This is a genomic window from Paraniabella hibiscisoli (assembly GCF_022512515.1).
Lineage (GTDB): Bacteria > Bacteroidota > Bacteroidia > Chitinophagales > Chitinophagaceae > Niabella > Niabella hibiscisoli.
Map to the genome: position 1 here is coordinate 18,340 of NZ_JAKWBK010000001.1, position 26,232 is coordinate 44,571.

At 42.7% G+C, this 26,232-nt stretch carries 32 protein-coding genes and 3 pseudogenes; 11 read left to right on the forward strand and 24 right to left on the reverse strand.

Features of this window, described 5'->3' with window-relative positions; genetic code table 11:
• Positions 1 to 7: 7 nt before the first annotated feature.
• The 8 genes and pseudogenes from tnpA to MKP07_RS37340 all read right to left on the reverse strand — a co-directional run bounded on the left by tnpA (position 8) and on the right by MKP07_RS37340 (position 4,162).
• The gene (gene tnpA / locus MKP07_RS00115) at positions 8 to 469 is read right to left on the reverse strand and encodes an IS200/IS605 family transposase (protein ID WP_240844447.1); all 462 of its coding nucleotides are present in this window, start codon (positions 467 to 469) and stop codon (positions 8 to 10) included.
• Between the two features lie 461 nt (positions 470 to 930).
• Positions 931 to 1,301: pseudogene (locus MKP07_RS41855) on the reverse strand (DUF4260 domain-containing protein).
• A complete protein-coding gene (locus tag MKP07_RS00125; protein ID WP_317235911.1) occupies positions 1,301 to 1,579 on the reverse strand; it encodes a DUF3658 domain-containing protein in 279 nt (92 codons plus the stop codon). The pseudogene MKP07_RS41855 and the gene MKP07_RS00125 overlap by 1 nt, the downstream one beginning before the upstream one ends.
• Entirely contained in the window at positions 1,576 to 2,154 is a 579-nt protein-coding gene (locus tag MKP07_RS00130; RefSeq protein WP_240844448.1) for a DUF1835 domain-containing protein, read from the reverse strand. The genes MKP07_RS00125 and MKP07_RS00130 overlap by 4 nt, the downstream gene beginning before the upstream one ends.
• A gap of 94 nt (positions 2,155 to 2,248) precedes the next feature.
• Positions 2,249 to 2,779, reverse strand: coding sequence for a toprim domain-containing protein (locus tag MKP07_RS37325; protein WP_317235733.1), 531 nt, complete (start codon positions 2,777 to 2,779; stop codon positions 2,249 to 2,251).
• A complete protein-coding gene (locus tag MKP07_RS37330; RefSeq protein ID WP_262919083.1) occupies positions 2,734 to 3,087 on the reverse strand; it encodes a hypothetical protein in 354 nt (117 codons plus the stop codon). The genes MKP07_RS37325 and MKP07_RS37330 overlap by 46 nt, the downstream gene beginning before the upstream one ends.
• The gene (locus tag MKP07_RS37335) at positions 3,084 to 3,875 is read right to left on the reverse strand and encodes a DNA topoisomerase IV subunit B family protein (protein ID WP_317235734.1); all 792 of its coding nucleotides are present in this window, start codon (positions 3,873 to 3,875) and stop codon (positions 3,084 to 3,086) included. The genes MKP07_RS37330 and MKP07_RS37335 overlap by 4 nt, the downstream gene beginning before the upstream one ends.
• Before the next feature lie 5 nt (positions 3,876 to 3,880).
• Positions 3,881 to 4,162, reverse strand: coding sequence for a hypothetical protein (locus MKP07_RS37340; protein ID WP_262919084.1), 282 nt, complete (start codon positions 4,160 to 4,162; stop codon positions 3,881 to 3,883).
• 526 nt (positions 4,163 to 4,688) lie between these two features.
• Between MKP07_RS37340 and MKP07_RS00140 the strand changes: the two genes are divergently transcribed.
• Positions 4,689 to 5,672, forward strand: coding sequence for a bestrophin family protein (locus tag MKP07_RS00140; RefSeq protein WP_240844449.1), 984 nt, complete (start codon positions 4,689 to 4,691; stop codon positions 5,670 to 5,672).
• Position 5,673: 1 nt separating this feature from the next.
• Here MKP07_RS00140 and MKP07_RS00145 read toward each other — a convergent pair whose 3' ends face one another.
• Both MKP07_RS00145 and MKP07_RS00150 read right to left on the reverse strand, forming a co-directional pair.
• On the reverse strand, positions 5,674 to 6,093 hold the full coding sequence (locus MKP07_RS00145; RefSeq protein WP_240844450.1) for a type II toxin-antitoxin system VapC family toxin: 420 nt from the start codon (positions 6,091 to 6,093) through the stop codon (positions 5,674 to 5,676).
• Between the two features lie 8 nt (positions 6,094 to 6,101).
• Complete coding sequence (locus MKP07_RS00150) at positions 6,102 to 6,359, reverse strand: DUF6364 family protein (RefSeq protein ID WP_240844451.1); 258 nt, start codon at positions 6,357 to 6,359, stop codon at positions 6,102 to 6,104.
• Positions 6,360 to 6,637: 278 nt separating this feature from the next.
• Here MKP07_RS00150 and MKP07_RS00155 point away from each other — a divergent pair, with 278 nt between their 5' ends.
• The 10 genes from MKP07_RS00155 (at position 6,638) to MKP07_RS00195 (ending at position 14,912) form a co-directional block, all read left to right on the forward strand.
• A complete protein-coding gene (locus MKP07_RS00155) occupies positions 6,638 to 7,456 on the forward strand; it encodes a 3-hydroxyacyl-CoA dehydrogenase family protein (protein WP_240844452.1) in 819 nt (272 codons plus the stop codon).
• A gap of 23 nt (positions 7,457 to 7,479) precedes the next feature.
• Complete coding sequence (locus MKP07_RS00160) at positions 7,480 to 8,991, forward strand: enoyl-CoA hydratase/isomerase family protein (protein WP_240844453.1); 1,512 nt, start codon at positions 7,480 to 7,482, stop codon at positions 8,989 to 8,991.
• Positions 8,992 to 9,375: 384 nt separating this feature from the next.
• Positions 9,376 to 9,735, forward strand: coding sequence for a hypothetical protein (locus tag MKP07_RS00165; protein WP_240844454.1), 360 nt, complete (start codon positions 9,376 to 9,378; stop codon positions 9,733 to 9,735).
• Positions 9,732 to 10,418, forward strand: coding sequence for a hypothetical protein (locus MKP07_RS00170; RefSeq protein WP_240844455.1), 687 nt, complete (start codon positions 9,732 to 9,734; stop codon positions 10,416 to 10,418). Before MKP07_RS00165 ends, MKP07_RS00170 begins: the two co-directional genes overlap by 4 nt.
• A 10-nt stretch (positions 10,419 to 10,428) precedes the next feature.
• A complete protein-coding gene (locus MKP07_RS00175) occupies positions 10,429 to 10,833 on the forward strand; it encodes a ribosomal maturation YjgA family protein (RefSeq protein ID WP_240844456.1) in 405 nt (134 codons plus the stop codon).
• 60 nt (positions 10,834 to 10,893) lie between these two features.
• Complete coding sequence (locus tag MKP07_RS41860; RefSeq protein ID WP_394803517.1) at positions 10,894 to 11,139, forward strand: hypothetical protein; 246 nt, start codon at positions 10,894 to 10,896, stop codon at positions 11,137 to 11,139.
• Entirely contained in the window at positions 11,079 to 11,633 is a 555-nt protein-coding gene (locus tag MKP07_RS00180; protein WP_240844457.1) for a hypothetical protein, read from the forward strand. The genes MKP07_RS41860 and MKP07_RS00180 overlap by 61 nt, the downstream gene beginning before the upstream one ends.
• A 98-nt stretch (positions 11,634 to 11,731) precedes the next feature.
• Positions 11,732 to 12,112, forward strand: coding sequence for a hypothetical protein (locus MKP07_RS00185; RefSeq protein ID WP_240844458.1), 381 nt, complete (start codon positions 11,732 to 11,734; stop codon positions 12,110 to 12,112).
• Positions 12,113 to 12,276: 164 nt separating this feature from the next.
• Positions 12,277 to 14,145 carry a hypothetical protein gene (locus tag MKP07_RS00190; RefSeq protein ID WP_240844459.1) on the forward strand — a complete coding sequence of 623 codons (1,869 nt, stop codon included), beginning with the start codon at positions 12,277 to 12,279 and terminating at the stop codon, positions 14,143 to 14,145.
• A gap of 101 nt (positions 14,146 to 14,246) precedes the next feature.
• Positions 14,247 to 14,912 carry a M10 family metallopeptidase domain-containing protein gene (locus tag MKP07_RS00195; protein WP_240844460.1) on the forward strand — a complete coding sequence of 222 codons (666 nt, stop codon included), beginning with the start codon at positions 14,247 to 14,249 and terminating at the stop codon, positions 14,910 to 14,912.
• 30 nt (positions 14,913 to 14,942) lie between these two features.
• Here MKP07_RS00195 and MKP07_RS00200 read toward each other — a convergent pair whose 3' ends face one another.
• The 14 genes and pseudogenes from MKP07_RS00200 to MKP07_RS00265 all read right to left on the reverse strand — a co-directional run bounded on the left by MKP07_RS00200 (position 14,943) and on the right by MKP07_RS00265 (position 26,230).
• Entirely contained in the window at positions 14,943 to 15,674 is a 732-nt protein-coding gene (locus tag MKP07_RS00200; protein ID WP_317235912.1) for a TIGR01777 family oxidoreductase, read from the reverse strand.
• Positions 15,614 to 15,871: an NAD-dependent epimerase/dehydratase family protein gene (locus tag MKP07_RS00205; RefSeq protein ID WP_240844461.1), complete on the reverse strand. Its 258-nt coding sequence runs from the start codon at positions 15,869 to 15,871 to the stop codon at positions 15,614 to 15,616. Before MKP07_RS00205 ends, MKP07_RS00200 begins: the two co-directional genes overlap by 61 nt.
• A gap of 182 nt (positions 15,872 to 16,053) precedes the next feature.
• The gene (gene ftsZ, locus MKP07_RS00210) at positions 16,054 to 18,015 is read right to left on the reverse strand and encodes a cell division protein FtsZ (protein WP_240844462.1); all 1,962 of its coding nucleotides are present in this window, start codon (positions 18,013 to 18,015) and stop codon (positions 16,054 to 16,056) included.
• Between the two features lie 187 nt (positions 18,016 to 18,202).
• Complete coding sequence (gene ftsA, locus MKP07_RS00215; RefSeq protein WP_240844463.1) at positions 18,203 to 19,591, reverse strand: cell division protein FtsA; 1,389 nt, start codon at positions 19,589 to 19,591, stop codon at positions 18,203 to 18,205.
• The gene (locus tag MKP07_RS00220) at positions 19,588 to 19,755 is read right to left on the reverse strand and encodes a hypothetical protein (protein ID WP_240844464.1); all 168 of its coding nucleotides are present in this window, start codon (positions 19,753 to 19,755) and stop codon (positions 19,588 to 19,590) included. The genes ftsA and MKP07_RS00220 overlap by 4 nt, the downstream gene beginning before the upstream one ends.
• A gap of 197 nt (positions 19,756 to 19,952) precedes the next feature.
• On the reverse strand, positions 19,953 to 20,996 hold the full coding sequence (locus tag MKP07_RS00225; RefSeq protein ID WP_240844465.1) for a cell division protein FtsQ/DivIB: 1,044 nt from the start codon (positions 20,994 to 20,996) through the stop codon (positions 19,953 to 19,955).
• Positions 20,997 to 21,038: 42 nt separating this feature from the next.
• Positions 21,039 to 21,638: a glutamate ligase domain-containing protein gene (locus MKP07_RS00230; protein WP_262919085.1), complete on the reverse strand. Its 600-nt coding sequence runs from the start codon at positions 21,636 to 21,638 to the stop codon at positions 21,039 to 21,041.
• Positions 21,605 to 22,042: a Mur ligase family protein gene (locus MKP07_RS41865; RefSeq protein ID WP_262919533.1), complete on the reverse strand. Its 438-nt coding sequence runs from the start codon at positions 22,040 to 22,042 to the stop codon at positions 21,605 to 21,607. Before MKP07_RS41865 ends, MKP07_RS00230 begins: the two co-directional genes overlap by 34 nt.
• Before the next feature lie 117 nt (positions 22,043 to 22,159).
• Positions 22,160 to 22,425: pseudogene (locus MKP07_RS41870) on the reverse strand (Mur ligase domain-containing protein); the annotation flags it as partial.
• A gap of 1 nt (position 22,426) precedes the next feature.
• Positions 22,427 to 22,870 (reverse strand): UDP-N-acetylglucosamine--N-acetylmuramyl-(pentapeptide) pyrophosphoryl-undecaprenol N-acetylglucosamine transferase, encoded by a 444-nt coding sequence (locus MKP07_RS00240; protein ID WP_240844466.1) that lies wholly within the window; start codon positions 22,868 to 22,870, stop codon positions 22,427 to 22,429.
• 47 nt (positions 22,871 to 22,917) lie between these two features.
• The gene (locus MKP07_RS00245; RefSeq protein WP_317235913.1) at positions 22,918 to 23,472 is read right to left on the reverse strand and encodes a UDP-N-acetylglucosamine--N-acetylmuramyl-(pentapeptide) pyrophosphoryl-undecaprenol N-acetylglucosamine transferase; all 555 of its coding nucleotides are present in this window, start codon (positions 23,470 to 23,472) and stop codon (positions 22,918 to 22,920) included.
• A 36-nt stretch (positions 23,473 to 23,508) separates the two neighbouring features.
• Positions 23,509 to 24,725, reverse strand: a pseudogene (locus MKP07_RS00255) (FtsW/RodA/SpoVE family cell cycle protein).
• Between the two features lie 169 nt (positions 24,726 to 24,894).
• Positions 24,895 to 26,019 (reverse strand): UDP-N-acetylmuramoyl-L-alanine--D-glutamate ligase, encoded by a 1,125-nt coding sequence (gene murD / locus MKP07_RS00260; protein WP_317235915.1) that lies wholly within the window; start codon positions 26,017 to 26,019, stop codon positions 24,895 to 24,897.
• On the reverse strand, positions 25,991 to 26,230 hold the full coding sequence (locus MKP07_RS00265) for a hypothetical protein (RefSeq protein ID WP_240844468.1): 240 nt from the start codon (positions 26,228 to 26,230) through the stop codon (positions 25,991 to 25,993). The genes murD and MKP07_RS00265 overlap by 29 nt, the downstream gene beginning before the upstream one ends.
• Between the last annotated feature and the right edge of the window lie 2 nt (positions 26,231 to 26,232).

Here is a 26,232-nt window from a genome sequence, read left to right on the forward strand (position 1 = left end):
TTTTAGGCTAATCTAAAAAATCAAATAAATATTTATGATCAAATTTAATGTCAAACTCCTCCAGTAACCCAATATATTCTTCTTTAAATGTTTTCTTTTGATGATGTTCCCGTTGGCTCAAAATATAATTAACCACGGTATTCGCCTGTGATTCACTATAAGAAAATGCACCAAATCCACGCTGCCATTCAAAATGCTCTTTTACCCATCCTTTATCATTGATAAAAGATGTTGTGTTGGCTTTCACATCTCTCACCAAATCAGAAATCGCCAAATCAGGTCCCATACTAACAAAAATGTGTACATGATCAGGCATACAATAAATGGCGTATAATTTCTGCTTTTTATGCTGAATAATACCTGTTATATACTTTTGCAATTCATCTCTAAAATCCTCCCGGATTAATGATGCTCTTGCTTTAACCGCAAAAACGATTTGTATATATAATTTGGTGTAGGTATTTGCCATTTTCTTTTATTAATATTTCGCCGCTACGCGGCTATCAACATACCACCGTCATACGGCTATTGATATTTCGCCGCTATGCGGCTATCAACATAACACCGCTATACGGCTATTGATATTTCGCCGCTATGCGGCTATCAACATACCACCGTCATACGGCTATTAATATTTCGCCGCTATGCGGCTATCAACATACCACCGTCATACGGCTATTAATATTTCGCCGCTATGCGGCTATCAACATACCATCGCCATACAGCTATTGATATTTCGCCGCTACGCGGCTATCAACATACCATCGCCATACAGCTATTGATATTTCGCCGCTACGCGGCTTATGAGACCGTCTCTGGGGATGCAATACCCATCACCGTTCTCTATGTAAGCACCATGGGTGCGAAATATAAATAATACAACATACTTTCCAGGCAATAGAGCCGCATAGCGGCGACATATCCATTCTATCACCCTTCGTTTCCGTTCTTAACCTTACCTATTACGCCCAAATGTGTGAAAGCAAATCCATTATTATATTTTAGCCCATATCCGGCCACCCTATCCAGCGAAGCATGACCAAATAAAACTACCCCAATTCTCAAAAGCCAATCAAGGTTCAAATACATTCCCGCCAAAAAATCAATATGGCTATGCCCTTATGATGAAAAAGATTATACATGGCTGCGCCCACTTTATTATTGACCAGGTATCCCAACATGCTTATATCAGGGCCCAATAAAACCAACACATACCAGTACCAGGACGCATCGCTATTCCACAACAGGAAAATGCTCAGCAATAACATCACCAACTCTTCCGTCTTTAACAGCCATTTCATTACTCTCCGTTTTCATTTAATTCAGATAATAATTCCATCTGCTTTCCTGGCCCCGGCAGCTTAACATCAAACGATTTCCAGTCTTTGTTAACATCACCTTCCGTAACTATTCTGCCTGCCTCAATCAACACTTTGATCCGCCACATTAGAAACACATCGCCCGTTTTTACTTTCATACGGTTCAATGTATTTTGTAATACACGTGAGGCCTTTTGCCATTCGCCCGTTACATTTTTTAGTATCTCTGCATCATAAAAAGCGTCTTCCCTGCTTACTATTTTTTACCGCCTTCCAGTATACGAACCATTGTATTCTCCACCGTCAACCTGTTCCATTCATCCGGATCTACCTCATATTCGCTCAACGTGATAGGCCTGGCTAGCTTTTTCGCTTTTAAAAATTCTGAAGGCTGAATTTCGCTCAACCAGGATGGATAAAATATTTGCCCTTTCTCATTAATAAAAGGCAGGTTATTCATATACAATACCATCACTCTTCCCTGAAATGCTCTTAATTGTGGCATCAGCCAGTAATAACCACAAACATCATGTTGGTTTTGTCCCATCCATATCCATGCCTGTTCTTCTTCGTTTTCCTCCAGCGCTTTCACCAGATTATGAACGGTCATTTTATCATCTACCAGGTCAGACTGTTCTTTATAAGGAGAGTTCTCCAGCAATTGTTTCCACCAATCCCGCCGCTGCTGATATCCCTCTGTTTCATAGATCTGATCGACGGGCCCCACAGCATAGTCGTCCTTTATCTGTATAACATTTCCTGCAAGTGTTTCATCCAACTCCTGCACTTTATGCATCAATTCAATCTCATCCTCGTTAAAAACTATGTGTATCATTTATTTAATTCTTAATTCAAATGAAAATTTTTAGCCGCTATAGCATTATTTCTCTTATCTGCAACTCTAATGCTCTATTAATAATTGCGAAGTATTAATTAACCGCCAATTCTTCTTCCAGTTCTTCGTCTTTGTCGATTTCTACCACCAGGTTATTAATGATAAAGGTTTGGCGTTCCATGGTATTCTTACCCATATAATACTCCAGCAATTGCTGAATATGATCTCCATGTTCTACACGCATCAGTTGTTTACGCATATCCGTACTAATAAACTGAGCAAACTCATCAGGACTAATCTCACCCAAACCTTTAAAGCGGGTTACTTCTGGTTTACCGGAAAGCTTTTTTAATGCTGCCTTCTTTTCTGTCTCGCTATAGCAGTAGATCGTTTCTTTTTTATCCCGTACCCTGAACAAAGGCGTCTCCAGCACGTATACTTTTTCCTGTTTTACAAGGTCCGGAAAAAACTGCAGGAAGAAAGTCATGATCAGTAAGCGAATGTGCATACCATCTACATCGGCATCAGTGGCAATTACAATATTATTGAACCTTAACCCTTCCATGCCTTCCTCTATGTTCAACGCATGCTGAAGCAGGTTAAACTCTTCGTTCTCGTATACCACTTTTTGGTGAGGCCAAAACAGTTCAAAGGCTTACCACGCAAACTAAACACGGCCTGTGTTTCCACGTTACGTGCCTTAGTAATCGATCCGCTAGCACTATCACCCTCAGTTATAAAAATGGTTGTTTCACTTTGTTTAGCTATAATCTCTTCTTTGTTTTTTGCAGGCGGCTCTTCATTTAAATGGTAGCGGCAATCACGCAGCTTGCGATTATGCAGGTTGGCTTTCTTCGCTCTTTCATTTGCCAGTTTTTTAATACCTGCCAGATCTTTACGTTCGCGCTCACTCTGCTCAATACGCTTCTTCAATGCGTCGGCAACAGTTGGATTTTTATGCAGGTAGTTATCCAGCTCTCTTGATAAAAAATCGCCCACAAACTGGCGCATGCTCGACCATTAATATCCACGTTTTGCGATCCCAGCTTGGTTTTGGTCTGGCTTTCAAAAACCGGTTCCACCACACGCACACTGATGGCCGCAACAATACCCGTTCTTATATCAGAGGTTTCATAATCCTTCTTATAAAAATCACGAATAGTCTTTACAAAGCCCTCTCTAAACGCTTGCTGATGTGTTCCACCCTGCGTAGTATGCTGCCCGTTTACAAAACTATACAGCTCTTCACCATACTCATTGCCATGCGTAATGGACAGTTCAATATCGTCCCCCTTTAAATGGATGATGGGATACCTTATTTCATCGGGATTGGTTTTGCGCTCCAGCAAATCCAATAAGCCATTACGACTTACGTAGGTTTTACCATTAAAGACAATTTTCAACCCTGCATTCAGAAAGCAATAATTCCATAGCAGGTTTTCGAGGAACTCCGGATGAAACTTGAAATTCTTAAATATCGTATCATCGGGTATAAAAGTAACCATGGTACCATTGGCGCCTGTAGTACTGGTTTCCTTATGTTCTTTCGTTAGGATACCTCTTTCGAACTCGGCCACCTTTTCCTTTTGCTCCCTGATTGAAGATACTTTGAAATAGGTACTCAACGCATTTACCGCCTTGGTACCTACCCCATTCAAACCTACCGATTTCTGGAAAGCACGACTATCGTATTTTGCGCCGGTATTAATCTTACTTACCACATCCACTACCTTACCCAGCGGGATCCCCTTCCGTAATCACGAACAGTTACTGTTTTGCCTTCAATTTTTAACTCAACAGTTTTGCCATGCCCCATGGTGTACTCATCGATACAGTTATCCATTACCTCTTTAACAAGCACGTAAATACCATCATCGGGACTACCTCCATCACCCAGTTTACCAATATACATACCCGGACGAAGCCGTATATGCTCCTTCCAGTCAAGGCTTTTTATACTATCCTCATCATAATCAGAACCTGGTGTAATAACTTTTTCCTTAGCCATTTATCATCTCCTTTTTTAAACAATTTTAATGGGCGCGTGGCCCAGTTTCCGCCTCGCACCAACAGTGCCGGGCTATTCCCTGCAAGTCCGCCACGAGCTTACACACCCGTCTTAAACTGGCTTACTACCTGCCGCGGGCAAGTTCGCTGCTATCCCCGCCCGCCGCAGCCATTGAAGCAAGCGCGTTAAAATTAATGTTAAACATTATAAACCAAACATTTAGAATTTAAAACCCTTCAGATTTTTATAACATGAACATAGCGAAACACGCAAATATAATAAAACTGAAACCCCTTAGGCCTCCGACTTTTATACACAGGGTGTGAAAAAAATGGTTTGGGTCACCTCAGGTTAAATTAATAGCCAATAGGCACCTTACAAGGACACCAGGAAGAGCGAAGCTAATGACGGATGAACATTTTATGATAAAGCTATTCTCTATTAAATACGATGCTAATAGAAAAGTAGCGGCTATGTTATATGAATTATAGGTTTTCATTAACTTCCGTGGGTAAAACCAATTAACATGTACACCACCCGATTTATCCGCTTAAAATACCTGGTGCCGAATACCGTTTATACCATTTTTATTCCAATGGTATCCAGTTTGCTGGTATATATATTATATGTAGTGCTGGGTTATCATGACGTAGCCATTCCGCTCCTGCCCATTACACTAATAGGCACCGCCGTATCGTTTTACGTCGGGTTTAAAAACAACTCATCTTACGATCGCATGTGGGAAGCCCGTCGCATCTGGGGTGGCATTACCAACTCCAGCAGGATGTGGGGCTCCATGGTGTTACAATTAGTAAACGATGAAGAAATCAGCAAAAAACTGATCCGCCGACATATTGCCTGGTGCAATATGCTGAGACTACAGCTTAGAAGAAATAAAGTATGGTCAGAAACCTACTATCAGCGGTATACCTCTCCGCTGCAGCGAAATGATGAAGACAGCTTTGAACAAAAAGCCGATCGTATACTCACTAAGTATCTTACCCCTGAAGACTACGCCCTGGTAAAAAAGAAGGGTAATATCGCCAGCTATTTACTAAACATGCAAAATGCAGACCTGAAAGCATTAAAAGCCAATGGCATTATTGATGGAATGGAATACATGACCATGTGCAATATTATACAGGAGTTGTATAATAACCAGGGCGGATGCGAGCGCATTAAAAACTATCCCTTTCCCAGGCAATATGCCGTGTTCAGCCGCTTGTTCGTGGATGTATTTATGTTTATTCTTCCGTTCGGACTCATCTCCCAGATCGTAGAGCTCACTCCGACCGTACCGTGGCTGATCTTTCCTGTATGTCTCGTTGTAGCATGGATCTTTAACTCAATGGAGCAGGTGGGCGATTTTAGTGAAAACCCTTTTGAGAATGCAGTAACCGATATCCCGATGTCGGCTATGTGCCGTAGTATAGCGGTTGATCTGCAGGAAATGATGGATGAGCAGGACATACAGGAACGGCTAAAACCCATTAATGGTATCCTGATGTAGCCTATTTCCGGTAATATTTTAGAAGGAAATTTTGAGCGCTTAATACGTCTACCGAAGAAAAATAAAAATCTCCTGTGTTTTCTGTAACAATACAGGAGCACCCGGCATTTAAAGCAGCGTAGTATTGCAAGCCGTCTTCAAAATCTTTTACTTTTTTATCGCAGGCAGCTAAAACCGTCTCGCCATTACCACAATCTGCTATCAAAATATACTGCATCAGCAGAACCATGCGAGCTTTGGCTGAGGTCGCACCATGTTTTTTCTCTGCAAAATAATACGTGATCCCTAATGCAACAGCACTTGAGACCAATTGATGTTTGTTTGCTGTAGCCCAACTTAACACCCGCGAAGCATAAGTAAACACGGGGTATTCCTTATTAACTACCGCTACCAGAATATTGGCATCTACGAAGATCTTCACTGCCGGGTTTATTTTTTGTCTTCGAAATATTTAGCTTTTTCCTTTTTCGAAAGAGGAGCGGTTTTATATTCGGCGGGACCTTCCGCAACGATGCTTACCCAATCCTCAATAGGTATATGCTCAATATTTTCATGTTGCCCTGTTGAAATCACCTTCTTTAAAAGTAACTCGGTAAGGCGCGACAAACTCAATCCCTGAGATTCGGCGTAGTCTTTAGCTTTCTTTATTACGGCAGCATTAAAGCTTAAAGTAACCTTGGCGTCCATAGCAACGTTTATACGACAAAGATAAAAAACTTATACGTATAACCGAGTTTTATTCTATCTCTCGTTTCATTCGTCAATAAATTGCTTACAATCAATTGCTGCAAAATAAAATTACTGCGCGAAATGCTTACCTTCATAGTAATAGTTGTTTAACTAACTAAATTTAAGCAAATCGGTTGCTTCCAGCTATAGGTTGAATTGCCAGTCAACATCTTCCAACAGAAGAGTATGCCTCAATTCTCCCAATTATAGAACCGGTTTCATAAAACTGAACACTCATGAAACGTATCATTAAAAATGTGGCTGTATTGGGTAGTGGTGTAATGGGTTCACGCATCGCATGCCATTTTGCGGGAGCAGGTATTCCTGTATTGTTACTTGATATTGCAGCAGAGGGTAAAGACCGCAACAAAATAGTGAATGATGCACTGGCTGCGGCTGTAAAGAGCAGCCCCTCACCTCTTTATACGCCAGACATCGTAAAAAGAATTACCACCGGCAATTTTGATGATGATTTAAAAAATATTACGAACTGCGACTGGGTCATTGAAGTGGTTGTAGAAAGACTGGACATAAAGCGGCAGCTTTTTGACAAAGTAGAACAGTTTCGCAAGCAGGGCAGTTTGATTACCAGTAATACATCGGGCATTCCTATACACCTGATGACAGAAGGCCGGAGCGAAGATTTCAAACAACACTTTTGTGGCACGCACTTTTTCAATCCGCCCCGCTATTTACGTTTGCTGGAGATCATTCCCACAAAAGACACCGCACCTGATGTTGTTAATTTCCTAATGGAATATGGCGACCTCATACTCGGCAAAACCACTGTGCTATGCAAAGACACGCCTGCTTTTATTGCCAATCGTATTGGCGTATATAGCATCATGTCTATCTTCTCGCTGGTGGATCAACTTGATCTTACTATTGATGAAGTGGAAGCCCTTACAGGACCGATTATCGGACGGCCCAAATCAGCAACATTCAGAACTGCAGATGTTGTGGGCATTGACACGTTGGTAAAAGTGGCTAATGGCGTATATGATAATTGTCCGGAAGACGAGGCTAAACAGGTTTTTAAAATTCCGAATGGCTGACTCATATAACCACGAGCAATTGGTTGGGTGATAAAACAGGGCAGGGCTTCTTTAAGAAAGTAAAAACGGAAAAAGGCTCAGAAATTCTCACGCTGGATCTAAAGACTTTTGAGTATAAACCAAGGGTAAAACCCAAATTTGCCTCGGTGGAAGCAGCCAAACCTATTGAAGATCTATCCGGCCGCATCAAAATGCTGATTGCCGGTAAAGACAAGGCTGCGGAGTTCTTAAAACAGTTTCATTATGGTTTGTTTTCCTATATCAGCCATCGCATTCCTGAAATAAGTGATGAATTGTATCGTGTAGATGATGCGATGAAAGCAGGCTTTGGCTGGGAAATAGGCGCTTTCGAAACCTGGGATCTGTTAGGTGTGGCCAAAACTGCCGAAGCCATAAAAGCTGCCGGCCGTAGCATTGCTCCCTGGGTAGAAGAAATGCTGGATGCGGGTCATACATCTTTCTATAAAGTTGAAAATGGTAAAACTTTGTTTTACGACATTGCGTCCAAAGGATATTTACCAATACCCGGAGGAGAAGCTTTTATCATTCTAAAAAATTACAGCGATAAGCTGGTTTGGAAAAACACTAGTTGTAAACTGTACGATATAGGCGATGAAGTGTTAGCCTTGCAATGGAATACGAAAATGGGCACTATTGGTGGCGATGTATTAAGTGGTATACAAACCTCTATTGAGAAGGCTGAGAAAGATTTTAGAGGTTTGGTAATAGCTAATGATGGCGCTAATTTTTCAGCAGGAGCCAATATAGGTATGATCTTTATGCTGGCGGTGGAGCAGGAATATGATGAGCTGGATTTTGCGATACGTGCTTTTCAAAATGCCATGATGCGGGTGCGGTATTCCAGCATACCGGTAGTAGTAGCACCACATGGCCTGGCATTAGGCGGCGGCTGCGAATTGAGCCTGCACAGCGATAAAATATGTGCGGCCGCCGAAACCTATACCGGCCTGGTTGAGCTGGGTGTGGGTGTAATCCCGGGTGGCGGCGGATCAAAAGAATTTGCTTTGCGCGCTGCTGATGAAATGCATGCTGGTGAGCCGGAGAACATTACATTGCAAAACAGGTTTTTAACTATTGCTACTGCAAAGGTGGCTACTTCTGCGCATGAGGCCTATAACCTGGGCATTTACAGGAAGGGACTAGATGAGGTTGTGATGAACCAGGACAGGCGCATTGCAGAAGCTAAACGAAGTGTCATCGACCTTTATGACGGTGGTTATACGATGCCCGTGCAACGCAAAGACATAAAAGTTTTGGGCCGCAGTGCATTAGGCGCTTTGCTCGCCGGCATTCATGCCATGGAGCAGGGCCAATACGCAACTGAGCATGACGCCAAGGTAGCACGCAAGCTGGCTTATGTAATGTGCGGTGGCGACCTCAGCGAGCCGACTATAGTTAGTGAGCAATACCTGTTAAACCTGGAGCGGGAAGCCTTTTTATCGCTTTGCGGAGAAAGAAAAACATTGGAACGTTTGCAAAGTGTTATTAAGACCGGAAAGCCAATAAGAAATTAGCAGGGCCAATCCTATAATGAACCGGTTGGATTAAATGAATGGCAGCAAACAGTAACCAGATTTGCATTTTATTTTATTTGCAATGGTAACAACTTAAGAAAAAGAGCAGTCGATGCGTTTATTAAGCGATATTAGCAGCTAAATCCTACTTATGAAATGTTGTCTATCATTATTTTTTATCCTCCTTATTTTTCACTGCAGCCATGCACAAACAAATAGATCCTCATTAAAAGAAAAAATAGACTTCACGTTAACCAATGGCAGCAAAGCTGTTTTCTTCGTAGAAAATCTTTCAAAAAAAGAGCACCCTTCTATTGGGGCACTCCATAAAAAGAACAGTGATAGTATTTACCGGATGTTTGGGGTGCCACCACTACGCTATTTGTGGGCCGCACCAATGCTCAGTCATTTAAATCAGTTACCAAACTAAAAAGCTGGTATGTATATGTAAAAGACCTGAAACACCGCACAGCCATGATCATGATTGATGGCAACACCCAACCCACAATTGAGTACGACCCGAACAAATATATCCCGTTGGTCAAAAAGAAATTTGTGGTAGAACTAACGCAAAGAAAAAGCAGTATGAAGCAGGAAAGCTGGGGTGAGGAAGCAGCGGAGAGCAGCCTGCAGTTAAAACTAAGCACTCACTTTACTCCTGACGCCTCTTATGCCGCTGCCTTGATCAGCAACGGCAATACCATAGAATACCCCTTCCTCCTTTTAAAGAAGATCCTGAAATGAAAGGACGCTATAGTTTTGTTAGCTATAAAGACAGTACTCAAAAAGAGGCCACTGTAAAAGCATCCTACGTTTATTTAAACGATGGAACCAATCGATTTCAATCTACCGAGATGGATTATATGAATGGCACTAAAAACAAAATGGTATATTACTACAGTTCTTTAGGACTGCTGGACTCCATGAAAAGCCTGACAAATGGCAAAGCAGACTTTACAGTAAAATACAAATACCTGCACGACCGGTACATCTCCTATACTAATAATAAAGACAACAGCAGACGAGAATTTATCTTCAATACATTGAAACAGGTGGCCACCATAAAAGACTTTGATAGCGACAACACTATCTCTATGTATCGCAGTTTTAAATTTGACAACAAAGGACGGATATTGACTGAAAGCCGCTATAAAGATTATTATACACTGGAAGGAACGATGGAATATACTTACAATAACAGCAACTCAAGAGTATTAGCCACATTAAAAACCTACGACAACAATAAACTCACTTACGAACTCAGCCGGGTAAAACAAGGTAGCCAGTTTATACAAAACAGCAAATCGGTATATGGATATGAAAGCTTAAGTGTAGACAGTTATTCTAAAAACGGGGCCGGTTCTAGTAAGAACTATAGCAACGGCAAAATGACTGGCTATTTTATAACACAAAAAGTACCTGATTAAAGTATATACAATGTTCACATTTAAGAAATCTTACTTCATCCTTTTTATCTTATTGTTCATTATCGAGATACTAATTGCTCTTTATGTGCACGACAACTTTGTACGTCCCTATATCGGCGATGTATTGGTGGTTATATTGATTTACTGTTTTGCAAAATCCTTTATTCGATTACCAGTTCTTCCTGTTGCAATTGGCGTACTGATTTTTTCTTTTATTGTTGAAATATTGCAGTATTGTAATATTGTCGATCGGCTGGGGTTAGGACACTCGCGCCTGGCCAGAACGGTAATCGGCACTTCCTTTGCCTGGGAAGATATCTTTGCCTATATAGCAGGATTTATTATTGTACTGGTTGCGGAGAGAAAGAAAATCTCAAACCAGACAAATCGCCAGGACCAGGTCATCCGATCTTAGTCAAATCAATATCTGGATATTTTTTACAAATAGTACATTTGCAGGTATTGAAGCATGCCAATGGACATTCAGCACCTAAAACCATTGTTGTCGCAGGGCGAAACGGAGCAGGTTATCGGCCGTTTACTGCAACTGTCAGCAACCTATCATTTACCTTCCGGTAATGAAATAGTATTGCTCTCCTCACGTTTTCATATCGTTACTAAAGAAAAAATGGCGGCCGTATCAGCTTCGATACTTATAAATTGGAAATTAACGCGATCAACGCTGCCATTTACCTTGTTATTGATGAGCTCTATACACTAAAATTTGAGCAACTAGGTATTAAGAGCCTCCCTCAAATTTTAGAAACCATTCAATTATTTGAAAAGGAATACGCACAGGCTGACCAGGTGCCCTACCTACCAGCAAGACTAAGACTTAAAAATAATGCAGCTAAAAGTATAGGAGTTTTATTGCAGAGTAATCCCGGGTTAATACAACAAGTTTCTGCCAACCCATCGACAGCGATAATCTGTGGCATTTGCAAGAAGATACAAATGAATCCTGAATCAGGCGACCTTAATACTATTGAAAAGTTCACACACCCCTCTTTGGGGATGTTTACAAAAGGCAATATTGTAAATGCCATTACAGAACTTATATACTTTCAAACATTATCTATTGGCGACGATCATCGTATTAACGTGCTGTTAAACAACCTCAAAACAAATGCAGACCAGCCACTCCTGAAGAATATTGAAAGCGCTGAAGCTGCCTTACAATACCTTCTACTTCCCAACGAGACCAACAAATACTAGCACCTACCTCAATTTAGCGATAGCCTGATTTGCAAGTTGCCTTTTAACAAGTGTAACTTCAATTCTCTTTCACCTCACCCTTTAATTATTTAAATGCCATGGAAAGACATTTGCTGCTTTTTATACAAAAGCAAACCACCAATTCAGGTAAAGATGCTCTTATATTTTTAAGAGATAAAAATGTAAAAGTACTCGCTCAATATGATGATACAGCATTGGAAGTGCTTGCCACCGATAAGCAGTTTAAAACGATATCGGGCTCAAAGCTGTTCTCTTCCGTACATGAGGGATTGATTAATGCAAAGGAACTCGGATTAAAAAGCCGGGAGGAAAAAGAGATTATAGCAGCCTGGAATATAGGTCAGAAGCCAGCCTCAAGAGACATTAAACAGGGGGATCCGAATAAAGGCATTTCATGGGGGGACAAACGCTTTGATGAGCCGATGCCTCACTCTAAATTAACAGGTGATTTTTTTTAACAACCCTGAAGGAGAACAAAATTGAAGTTCCCAAAACGAGAAAAATTCGCTCCCGTTCTATTTCCGGCATCGACTTTAGTTCCTTCGAACGGGCACTTACCAAGAAAATCAAGGATCCAACCAAAGCCTATCACCTGGCCCGGCTGGCGGTAACCAACCCCGAATTGAAAGAGACCATCGAAGGCCTTTCGCTGGAAACGATCGAAGAGCTTTTCAAAATACCCAAACAAAAAAGAGCCTTGGGCGAACGGGCCGTTGGCGCCGAAGAAACCTGCTGGCGCATGAATGGGGAGATTTCTATCGGCGTGGTTTTCGTAGAATCTTCAAGAACTGACGGACCTAAATTTACCGCCACCGAAAGAACCACGCTTCGTAGCGAAGTGCAAACGGGCTTAAACTGGCTGGCATCTCAGCATCCCACAGGTAACCTGACCTGGGTTTTCAATTATCAATATGTTTCCATTAATGTAGCCAATGGCAATAATAACAGTGCGGAAGATTACTGGCGTAATCCTGCTATGCAGGCGGTAAGTTATAATGGCAACAGTAATTATACAGGCGACTGGAACGGCGTGGCCAACTATCGTAAACACATGCGGGAAAATAATGAGTCGGCGCATGCGATTGTTATTTTTATTACTCCTTACGGAACTGACTGGCATGCTTACGCCAGCAATTCCAGGTTTACATTAGCCAATAGAAACAATTGGGGCGGTTGGGGTATTAATACCATTGATGCCATCACAGCTCATGAAATCTGTCATTTATTTGGTGCTGCAGATGAGTATACCGGTTCAGGTACGCCCTGCAATAGTTGCACCAGTAAACATGGCTGTAGTCAAACGGTGAATGGCAATTGCAAATCCTGCGCAGCCGGTGGTGGTGTGCCTTGCATTATGGATCAAAACTCTCTGCAAATATGCACTTTCACAAGAGCTCAGATCGGATGGCCGGTGCTGACCAGCCCAAGGCTACCAGCCAAAACACCGGTTCATGTAGTTTCAAGGAGTGCCAATAAACTGGACATTTTTGTTACTGATCTAAACAAAAATATTATGACAGCCGCATGGGAACCGGCATTCACTGATGGCTGGCGCGGATGGTGGGTGCTCAATGGTGGAAAAGCCAGAGCCGGGGCTCCTGTCATACCGGTATCCAGGAGTACAGACAAACTGGATGCTTTTGTTATTGGAACAGACAATAAAGTATATACGGCTGCATGGGAACCTACCTTTAAAGATTGGTGGCATGGCTGGTGGTTATTAAACCAGGGTATGGCGGCACCCGGCGCGGCGGTTACAGCTGTATCCAGAAGTAAAGATAAATTAGATGTATTTGTAGTGGGTACAGATGGTTATGTGTATACCGCAGCATGGGAACCCGGTTTTACCAGCTGGAGAGGATGGTGGCGCATTGGAAACATAAAAGTACCGCAAGGCGCTTATGTTCATGCAGTTTCAAGAAGCACCGATAAATTGGACATTTTTGTTACTGACGTGAATGGCCGGGTAATGACTGCTGCATGGGAACCTGCATTTAAAGATGGATGGCATGGCTGGTGGCATGTACAGGGAGGTATGGCTGCGCCCGGAGCTTCCGTTACTGCGGTATCAAGATCAAAAGACAAGCTGGACATTTTCGTTACCGGAACAGACGGAAGAGTTTGGACTGCAGCATGGCAGGCCGGCTTTACCAGCTGGAAAGGTTGGTGGGTAATTGGAAGTATTAAATTACCCCAGGGTTCTGCCGTGCATGCTGTATCCCGCAGCACCGATAAACTGGATATTTTCGCCACAGACGTTAACAGTAAAATACATACCGCTGCCTGGGAACCAGCATTTACTTCAGGGTGGAAAGGTTGGTGGACTTTAAATGGGGGCATGGCCGCTCCGGGAGCACCGGTAACCGCTGTTTCCCGAAGCAAAGACAAACTGGATGTATTTGTTACAGGCCTTGACGGCAGGGTTTGGACAGCAGCATGGGAACCGGCATTTACTGATTGGTGGCATGGCTGGTGGCCAATAGGCTTATAACCATCAGCTCGCTTCAGCAGCGTTAAAATATAATTTTTATTAAAAGCATCTGGTTGATTCCGGATGCTTTTTCGTGAGCTATCTTTAGATAAAATAATCGCATGGGCACTGTAGAAATTCAATCATCGGCCACGCTGCAAATCTTTTCGCATATTTATACTTACGGTAATGCGGCAAGTGTAGAACTCACCCACCAAATACGGGAAGAAATAGAAACCATGTGGAATGAACCCGCTGCCAACATCTTTTTCAATGATACTATTTATACTGTTCGATTTAAAATAACGGCCACTTATAGCCCGCAAATAGAACCAGAGGAAATACTAGCCAACGACAATCCTGCAAATAATTATTTCCGTATTGAAGAATTTGCGCATGGCAATATTTCATTTGTAGACGGGTTAGGCTGCAATACCGGCTATTTTAAGCTGGAGAACCTATACCCGGGATCTACTACTGCTGCTCATGAATATGGGCATACGCTCGGACTGGAACATCCTTCTGATATGGATCTTCGGGGCAAAGGTGTTCCGGGCATTATGTATCCCCGGGGCACCCTCGTGGATCCGGCCTTTCAATATGACCCTGCACAAGCAGCGGGCGCCAAAGGCGGCACCATGCATCCTATGTTTCGTAAAGTAACACAACAGGACATTGACCTGTTAAAAATCCATCGCCTGGATTTCACTAACAATAAGGCGATCATCGGGGATTTTAGCAGCGTATGGCATCCTGATCATAAGGACATCAGTATAGGGCTTGTATAGTTAGATGGAATGGGCAATCACATAAGTTATCTACCCTTTCCCTCCCAGTTGTAAGAGGGCAGAATGAAGGGTTGGATAAGAAAACTTAAACCCGGCATCCTGCGTTTTTTGTGAGCTGACTGTTGTGCTTTTCAGCACTTCAACTGCCATTTCGCCCAAAACCGTTTTAAGCGCCCATTTGGGAACAGGCATATTGATGTATAACTTCCCATTACAAACCCTTGCCAGTTCTGTCACCAATCGCCTGCTGCTTACAACTTCAGGAGCCACTGCATTATAGCTACCATCGGGCATATTCCTTTCTATGGACGCTATATATAATTGCACCAGGTCATTGATATGTATCCAGCTTACCATTTGCTTACCTGAACCTAAAACCGTTGCTACTCCGAATTTTAAGGGCTTCTGGAACTCTTTCAATGCGCCACCTTCTGTACTCAAAACAATACCTGTACGAAGGTGCACCAACCTTACTCCCATTGCCCTAACAGGTTCAGTAGCCCGCTCCCATTTATAGCAGGTCTCTCCAAGGAAATCAGCCGCATGCGGATCTCCTTCTGTAAAAGGATGTATATTAGGAATAGCAGGATCGGCACCGTACCAGCCAATTCCGGATGCACTTACCAGCGTTTTGACTTTATGTCTTGATCGCTTTAAAGATTGCACCAGCAGTTCACCACTTTTCACACGGCTATCAATAATTACCTGCTTTCTTTTATCAGTCCAGCGCTGCTCACTGATATTGGCGCCAGCCAGGTGTATATATGATCAGCAGATGCTACCGCTGCGTCATCTATCGTTTGCTTCTCCACATCCCAATAAGCATATTGAACATTGGGGTCCCTGGCGTCCTTTTCGCCACGTGTCATAACTATCACATGATATTTCCTCCTGAGTAATTCTTCTACCAGCACATTACCAACCAGTCCGGTACCGCCTGTAATTAAAACAGATTCCATATCCTATTATTTAAAAGCTCCAACAAATATTAGTTTATTAAGTTCTGAATACCCACGTCAATTCTTTCTTTTGATTCAATTATGACAAATACCATGCAATAAAAATACTGGCAACAAAAACCCCGCAAAGCGGGGTAACAACTATAAAACTAAACCAAACTCCACGTGAATTTCCACAGGATCTAATCTGGTTTTTTACCATCTAAAAACGTATTGATGGTATTGATTTGACCATGGTTTTGATCATCGGAAGAAATCTCAAACTTGCTATAATAACTTTCTATGTGAGAAGTGTTATTTTTCAGTTCCATATTACGCCTGATATAAGCTGGTACATTTTCAAACTCGTCAGTCGGATCATTGGAATTAACATTGAATGACAGGTTACGCAATTTTTGAATACGCTCCATCTGCCTGCGTTTGCGCATTTCTTCTTCTTCGTAAGCATCATTCAATGCATTAATGCTAGGTTCTGCCTCTTTCTCATTTTCCATGGCAGAAAAATTAATCGTAGTTTTTTCCACCTCTGCCACTTCTTCTTTTTCATAAACTGTGAACGGGTCCTTAGCTACCTCTTCCAACTTAACTTCTTTGGCTTGCACAGTAGCTTCTTCTTTTGCCTCTGCATAAATATTGGCAGGCTTAGACAGATAACTGGTCCTTAACGGCTCACTCTTTGCCTCTTCTGCCTGGATGTCCTGAGCTGCAGGCGCCGCTTCTTCTTTCACTACTGAAACGGTTGGCTCAAAAACCCTGTTTCCAGGAATTGCCGGAGAATAGAACACGCTCTCTGCCTGATCTTCAGTTACTATTTCTTTCTCTATATTTTCTACATCCTTAACAAATTTCAGATCTGCCTCGCCTGAACTCAACAGGAAGCTATTGGTTTTTTCTTCCTCTATCACATCTTCAACTGTTGGCATAGGCGCATCCATAAAAGAAAAATCATCCACCAATTTAGGCGCCATCGGATCTGGTTTCAGATCAATTGGCTCGTGTGCTACAGGTGCAGGTATTGCCGCTGGTGCAACTACCGTGATAGCCGTTTCTTTTTCTTCAATTGGAGCAGAAGCTACAGGTGCCGGTACTGACGCCGCCGGATTGTCACCGCTAAGGCGCATCACAATTTTTCCTTCAGCTGCTTCTTCTTTCTTCAGAACCGGTTTAACGAAAGGGTCTTTATTCTCAAAGCCTGTTGCGATCAATGTTATACCAATCTGATCACCCAGGGAATTATCATATCCTAATCCTAAGATCACATCGGTGTTATCGCCGGCATGACTTAACAGGTACGCTTGTATTACTTCAACCTCATCCATAGTAAACTCATGCTCACCTTCAGCAGAGTTGATATTGATCAGGATCCATTTAGCACCTTTGATATCATTATCATTCAATAACGGAGAGTTCAATGCTTCTTCAATTGCTTGTTGAGCCCTGTCCTCGCCTCTGGCAGCTGCATTACCTAAAATAGCGCGGCCTCCGTTCTTCATTACTGTACAAACATCCGCAAAGTCAACGTTGATCTGGCCGGTGGAATTAATTACATCGGTGATACATTTAGCAGCAGTAGCTAATACATTGTCGGCTTTCTCAAATGCTTCTCTCATTTTGAGGTTACCATATTGATGGCGCAGTTTATCGTTGCTGATCACCAACAGCGTGTCTACATATTGCTTTAACTGGTTGATACCTTCTTCTGCCTGTTGCTGACGTTTTTTACCTTCGTAAGCAAAAGGAGTAGTAACAATACCTACTGTTAATACGCCCAGGTCTTTACAAATTTTTGCGATAATGGGCGCACCGCCTGTACCTGTACCACCACCCATACCGGCTGTGATAAAGGCCATTTTAGTATTTACCTCTAAAATCTTTCTTATCTCTTCCAAAGACTCAACAGTTGCCTGGCGACCGATCTCTGGGTTAGCACCTGCACCCAAACCGGATGTCAACTGCGGCCCGAGTTGTATTTTATTAGGGATTTCGCTATTGGCAATTGCCTGCGCATCGGTATTGCAAATAATGAAGTTTACGCCATCTATATCCTGACTGTACATGTGGTTTACAGCGTTGCCGCCACCACCGCCTACACCTATTACTTTCAAAATAGATGATTGCTCGGTTGGTAAATCAAATTGTATCATAATTTAAATTTTTAGTACGCCTGTGGCGCACAATTTTGAAATGGGTTAGTAAGTTGTGAGACCTTACTCCGCCTCCCCTCTCCAACCTCCATCTTTTATTGACAGATCTGGAGAAGGGAAACAAGGCTTAAGGAAAATGAAAAACTATTAAAAAGAACTATTATAAAACCAATGGGGTCCCTTTTGATTAGTGCAACTGCTCATCGCCTTCTTCTGCAAAAATCTTGATCAAACCATCTTTAAACTTCCGCCAGAAACCGTCGTTCAAAGTCTTTTTAGGCTTGGCAACTACCTGCACATCTTCTTGTTCCAAAGAACCGGCCAAAGCGTCTTCTATCTCAGTCTTATCATCTTTTAAGCCCTCAGGTACTTCTACACTGATAAAGCTTTTTTCAAATACCTTACGGTTGTTCTCATAATCATCACAGCCCTTCAATATCAATCCCAAACAGGTAGAATATGTTGGTTTAGCCAACTCTTCAATATGACCTGCCGCCAGGTGTTCATTAGGCAAACCAATGCGGGCAGGCATACCTGTTACATATTCGGTAAGTTGGATCAGGTGTCTTAACTGCGATCCGCCACCTGTTAAAACAATGCCACCGTTCAACTGGCGGTTATCCATGCCAATCTGCTTCAGATGGTAGGTAACAAAGTCCAGGATCTCGCTCATACGCGCCTGTATAATATTGGCCAGGTTTTTAACACTGATCTCTTTGGCAGGCATACCACGTAAACCCGGGATCGTTATATAAGCATTTGCTTTTGCTTCGTTAGCTAACGCACTACCGAACTGCGTTTTCATTTGTTCTGCCTGGCTCTTCAATACGCCCAGGCCTGTTTTAATATCATTAGTGATATTTTCACCTGCAAAAGGTATAACAGCCGTATGACGTAAAACGCCTTCTGCAAAAACAGCGATATCTGTTGTACCACCACCTATATCTACAATCGCTACGCCTGCTTCCAGGTCTTCCTGCGCCATTACAGCGGCGGCAGATGCCAACGGCTGCAATACCAGGTCTTTGGTACGTAGGCCCGATTTCTCTACACTCCTGTTGATATTGCGAATGGCGTTTTTATCACCAGTGATAATATGGAAATTGGCGCCGAGCTTCACACCACTATAACCAATAGGCCTTACAATGTTAGGCATGTTATCGATCGTGTATTCCTGGGGAATTACATCGATGATCTGATCGCCGGCAGGAATATAAGTTTTGTACTGCTTGCTGATCAACAGATCCACCTCGGCCTGCGAGATCTCTTCCTCCTCTGTTTCGCGAACAATATCGCCACGCGTTTGAAGACTTTTAATGTGATGGCCGGCGATGCCCACATATACATCGTTAATATTAAGGTTAGGGTTCAGAGAAATGCAATTCTCCAAAGCCTGCCTGATCGCCTTAATCGTTTCATCAATATTTAATACCTGGCCATGCTTTACGCCATTGCTATTGGCTTTACCAAAACCAAGTATCTCCAGCTTGCCAAACTCGTTCTTACGACCGGCAATTACGGCGATCTTGGTGGTACCAATATCAAGGCCTACAATAATGGGTTGTTCGGAATTCATAGTATATCGTTTTTTAGTTGTTTTATCTTTAAGTACGTTATTCTTCTATCTTTTTTATCGCTGCTCTTCGACTGTGTCTTCTTCTCTGGTTCGGGCTTCGCTAACAGGTTCCTCTTCACTTCCTCCTTTTGGGGTTCCGGCCTTTTTGCCACGGTCTTTTTCACTTCTGCTTTCTTAGCCGTATTGCCGGAAGGCTTTGTACCTGCCGCCTTTTTTACTTCTGTTTTCTTTGCCGTCGTTTTAGTATCGGCTTTCTTCGTTTCTGTTTTTTTAACTGTCGTTGTTTTCTTAGGCTCCGTTTTTTTGTCGGGAGCTTTTGATGTAGCAGGTTTGGCTACTGTCGGCTTTATGGTTGCTTTTACTACAGCTGGCTTTGTTTCCTTTTTAACTTCAGTTTTCGTTTCTGCTTTTTGGGCGCTGCCGCAACTACCGGTTCTTCCTTCTTCAAAACCTCTGGCTTCTCATTACCCAGGTATAATAAAGAATCTTCTGTCTCATCATTTACATTATACACTTCCATTGTTTGGGCAGCAGAATCCATTGGGGGCAAAGCCGCATTAAGTGAAGGAGCTATTTCTAACATCTCATTAGATTCTCGGGATTGCTGTAAAAGACTTTCAATATTCTTCCTCAGTTGTAGCGAATCAACTTTTGAATAATGCCCTTTCACCCCTATCACCTGTCCATTATACTGTACATCAATTTTCTGGTATTTATCAAAGCCTGTGCGTTTTAATACCTGGTCGTAAAACAAGTATAACCGGTGAAACTTGGAGGCAATGTCTGTTCCATCACCCAGGTCCACTTTGTGATTGCCTACTACCGGTATCATCGACATCGTCCAGCAATCTGCACCACAGTTATTAATGTCAATCTGTGCTACCTGGGCATTCCAAAAGGGATCTTCGTTAATAAAAGATGCCGTTGCAATTACATTTTGAACTAACACACTGTCCGCTCCGTTCATTATTTTCTTGGATGGATAGCCTGTAAATACCGGCAGATCGAGGCTCACTTTATCTGAAAGCGGAATCTGTCTGGCAGCTTCATCAATATAGAAAGATGCACCCAGGTTCGTAAAAACTCTTGCCAACGGTTTGCGCTCGGTAACATTAGCATGCAACACATTATTATTGTCAAAATACAGGTCTGCATTATATACCCAGGCACTTTGCTCCAACAGGTCTTCAATTACCGGTAAATTAAACTCCGACTTGCGTTGTCCTTTTATCTCGCCTTTCGTAGCAGCTTTCAGCAAGGATGCGATCTGATCTTTCGAGGTAAAAAGCATTCCTTCTTTAAAGCCTTCGATCTGGATCGTATAGCCATTGCATACTCCCGCCTCCTGTGCGCGCATGGCGGCAGTGATAATAGTGCCCATGCCTATTGCTACCCCCAACCACATGAGCGTCAGAAAAATCTTTTTATGGCTCTCTTTCTTCTCACTTTACTTTGTTAAAATCTGTTTTATAGGTGCTACCAGTTTATCTATATCTCCGGCACCTGCTGTTATCAAAACTTCTCCCGGTTCCCTGTTGCGGTTTAAAGAAAACTCCGTTTCGATCCAATGCAGCAGCTGCTCTTTTGTATACAACGATCTATTTTCCAGTTGAACATGATCCAATACCATGCTGCTCGTAACCCCATCGATCGGCAACTCCCTTGCCGGATAAATGGGTAACAACACGACATTATCCACCCCACCTAGTACTTCTGCAAATGCTGTGGCGAAGTCCCGGGTTCGGGTGAATAAATGAGGTTGAAAAATAAGCGTACATCTTTTGCCCGGGAACACTGTTTTTACACCATTTATCAACGCTTTCAATTCCTCCGGATGATGCGCATAATCATCTACAAAAACAAGATCTTTTTGATTGATGATGTACTCGAACCGCCTCTTTACTCCTTTAAAAGTGGCCACGGCGGCTTTTATTTTTTCGGGTTCAATAGCCAGTTCATTAGCAACGCCAATGGCCGCCATCATATTCTCTACATTATGCATGCCTCCCATATTCAACCTGATATCGCTGATTTTATTACCCGGCAACACAGCGTCAAAGGAGTATCCACCATCGTGAATACGAATATTAGTCGCTTGAACATCCCCGTATCTGCCTGTATGCTATACGAAAGTGTTCTGTCTGCTACAATTTCCTGCTCCAGTCCCAGTTTTTTCAACAACAGCCCACCGGGCTTTATTTTGGCAGCAAACTGACGAAACGCATCTTTTACATTTGCTTCAGTTTCATAAATATCCAGGTGATCTGCATCTGTTGCAGTAACTACTGCCACATCAGGACTTAATTTCAAAAAGCTTCTGTCATACTCATCAGCCTCAATCACACATACATTATTATCGCTGCTCCAGAAATTGGTGCCATAATTGGCTGAAATGCCACCCAGGAAAGCATTGCAGCCGTACCCGCTATGGCGCAGTAAATGGGCAACCATCGTGGAAGTAGTTGTTTTCCCATGGGTTCCTGCAACACAAATATTAAAGGAACCTTCGCTGATCACCTGTAAAATATCGCTGCGCTTTACAACGGCATAACCTGCATCCTGGTAAAATACCAGCTCTTTATGGTCTTTTGGAACTGCCGGAGTATACACCACATAATCCACTTCTTTGGGGATCAGATCCAGGTTTTCGTTATAATGTATAGCTATGCCTTCCTGCTCCAACTGGTTTGTGATCGACGTTTCCGTACGATCATAGCCGCTCACCTTTTACCCAGCGACAGGAAGTAACGCGCGATAGCACTCATACCAATCCCTCCTATACCAATAAAGTATACTGCCTGAACTTCGTTTATATGTTTGCGTATTGCGCTCATTTTATTGTATCGTATTCAAAATTTCGCCGGCTACTCTTTCTGCAGCATCTGTTATAGCCAGCCTGGAAAGATTATCACTCATCTCTTTTCTTTTGACCTCATCTGCAGCCAAAGCCACCGCCATCTTAACTACATTATTTTTTGCATCAACATCTTTAACCATCAATGCTGCACTTTTATTAACCAGTTGCCGTGCATTAACTGTTTGGTGATCCTCTGCCGCAAACGGGTAGGGAACAAAAATCGCGGGCTTCTTCACCACACAAATCTCCGCCACTGTCATAGCACCGGCTCTTGCAATAACGATATCAGCTGCGGCATAAGCAAATTCCATATTTGTTATAAACTCATTCGCCCAAACTTCTTTATGTGCCGTTGCCTGTTGTGCAGCTTCAGCGGCCAGGCTTTTACCGGTTTGCCAGATCACCTGCAGACCAGCTTTCAATAATTCATCTATTCCAGCCAGTATTGCTTCATTTATAGACCGGGCGCCTAAGCTCCCCCTACAACCAGCAAAGTGGTTTTATTACCTTCCAGACCAAAAAACTCCAGTGCCTTCTCTTTTGTAATAGCAGATTCGACAATTTGCTTTCTTACAGGATTACCCGTAACGGTTATTTTTTCCGCCGGGAAAAATTGCTCCATCCCATCGGTACCGGTAAAAATGCGGGTAGCTCCCTTTGACAGCATTTTATTAGACTTACCTGCAAAAGAATTTGACTCATGAATAAAAGTGGGTATACCCTTTGCCTGCGCTTGCTTCAATACAGGGAATGTAGAATATCCCCCAACTCCAATCACAGCATCTGGCTGAAAATCTTTAAATATTTTTCTTACCTGGAAAAAGCTTTTGATAATTTTTACAGGCAGCCCAATATTTTTGATCAAAGAACTACGATTAAGGCCGGCAATGTCGATACCGACAATAGAGTACCCGGCTTGAGGCACCCTATCCATTTCCATCTTACCTTTTGCACCTACAAATAAAAATTCAATGCCAGGTTGTTTTTGCTTTAGCGCATTGGCTATCGCAATTGCCGGGAAGATATGCCCCCGGTTCCACCACCTGCTATGATTATTTTTTTACTCACTTTCTTCTTTATTTTCTGTTGCAACCGGCTCTATTGCTACTGTTGCAGGTTCCAGGTTTTCTACGTTTCTTGATACACTCAAAATAATGCCTATCGCCAGGCAGGTAAAAAGAAAACTGGACCCACCCATGCTTACCAAAGGCAGCGTTACGCCGGTAACAGGGAATAAATTAACGGTTACCGCCATATTGGCCAATGCCTGTATCGCCAATGTAAAGCTTAGTCCTAAGGCGAGGAAGGCGCCAAATGCAAACGGACATTTTTTAAAAATCCGTATACAACGATATAAAAAACCAGGTACACAAATACCAGGAACGCCCCGCCCAGTATGCCATACTCCTCGATGATGATAGCAAAGATGAAATCATTATAAGCTTGCGGCAGGTAATCGCGGGTAGTACTGTTACCAGGCCCCACTCCCAGGAAACCACCTTTAGAGATGGCGATCTTTGCCTGGTTTACCTGGTACATTTCGTCATTATCCGCCTCTTTACCACCATAGATAAAATTCTCCACACGACCCACCCAGGTACTTACGCGAACCAATATGCCGCCCGACTTCTTTACCGTTGCGCCTTCTACTTGTTCTGTTGCAACTACCGCGTCTGTATTCGCTTCTGAATTATGTCTTGCTACAGCTGCTATAATCAGCATCGTAATGGGTATTGCTGCAAGGCCTACCACCATTAATAAATGCTTTGTATCTACCCGGCCAATAAACAACAGGATCATACAGCTGGCGCCCAAAAGCAGAGCCGTAGAAAGGTTGGCCGGTGCAATAAACAAACAGGTAATACCTATGGGTAAGATTACAGGTAAAAAGCCCTTCTTAAAATTTTTAATCACCTGCTGCTTCCTGCTCAGTAAACGGGCGAGGTACATGAACAATGCCAGCTTAGCCAGGTCGGAAGTTTGCATGGTCATATTAATAATCGGCAGTTTAATCCAGCGACTTCCCTCATTTATTTTTGCTCCAAAGAACAATGTATAAATCAGCAGTGGAATACTCAACATAAATAACACCTGTGCCACTTTAGAGTATACCGTATAATTAACCCGGTGGGCAAAATACACCACACCAAATCCTAACAATATAAATACTACCTGTTTAAAAAGATAGATCTCTGTATTCCCTTTATAGTTTTTATACGCGAGAGAGCCTGTAGCACTGTACACAGCCAACAGCGACACCAGCGTTAGTAAAACCACCAATGCCCATATAACTTTATCCCCCGGGTATGGCGGTCAAGATTATCGCGCCAATCGGTAGAGGGAATCGTATTTGATATTTCGGATGTTACTGACATATATTATTATTGCTGGATGCTAGATACAGGTCACTGGATATTGGATACCTGGTACTGCTACGATATTTACACTAGAGTTCGATCACTGCTTTTTTGAACTGCGTGCCCCTGTCTTCATAATTTTTAAACAGATCGAAGCTGGCACAACCGGGACTCAATAGCACTACATCGCCTTTTTCTGAATAGCTAAAAGCTGCAGTAACCGCTTCCTGTGCACTTGCCGTATCCACTATTACAGGAACCACACTATCAAAAGCAGCATGAATTTTCTGATTGTCTAATCCCAGGCAGACGATAGCCTTTACCTTTTCTTTCACCATATCCATTAAAAGGCTATAGTCATTTCCTTTATCAACTCCTCCCAAAACCAAAACAGTAGGCTTATCCATACTCTCCAGGGCATACCAGGTAGAATTAATATTAGTAGCCTTACTATCATTAATAAACTCAACCCCACGTATGGTAGCCACATGCTCCATCCTGTGCTCCAGGTTCTGGAATGTTTGAACTGCTTCGCGGATTTTCTCTTTGCGAATTTCCATTGTGGTACCAGCCAGGCTCCCCGCCATAGTATTGTATTGATTGTGTTTACCCTTTAGTGTAAAATCATATACGCTCATTGACATAAAATCATCGCCTGTTCTAACGTACATTTCGCCATCCTTAATAAAAGCTCCGTTGTTTTCGTGTGCCATACTAATCGGTAATTGGTTTGAGTTGATTTTAAATTGTTCGATATATCTCATCGTTACTTCATCATCCATATTGTAAATGAAGTAATCGCCGGTCTTCTGATTTTCTATTATTCTAAACTTGCTCCTTATATAATTCTCGAAATTGTAATCGTAACGGTCCAGGTGATCTTCCGTAATATTGGTAAGCACTGCAATATCAGGCCTGAACGTACTAATATCATCCAGCTGAAAACTACTTACTTCCACCACGTAAACCGGCCTCGGATCTAAGGCAACCTGCCTGGCAAACGACTCACCGATATTTCCTACCAGCGCAGCATCTAATCCACCGGTAACAAGAATATGATAGATCAGCGAGGTTGTAGTGGTCTTCCCGTTGCTACCCGTTATCGCCACTATTTTACTATCGCCTTTATACCGGTAGGCCAGTTCTATTTCGCTGATGACGGGGATACCTTTTTGCGGATCTGTTTTACCAGTTCGTTTTTTCGGGTATCCCAGGACTTTTCATTACTTCATCAGCCTCAAGGATACGCGCTACACTATGCGCCCCCTGCTCCCATTCGATGCCCGCTGCATCCAATTCAGTACGATATACTTCTTTCAAAGAACCTCCGTCCGACACCAAAACTTCATAGCCTTTTTGCTTTGCCAGCACTGCAGCACCAACACCACTTTCTCCACCACCCAATATAACCAGCTTCTTTGCCACTG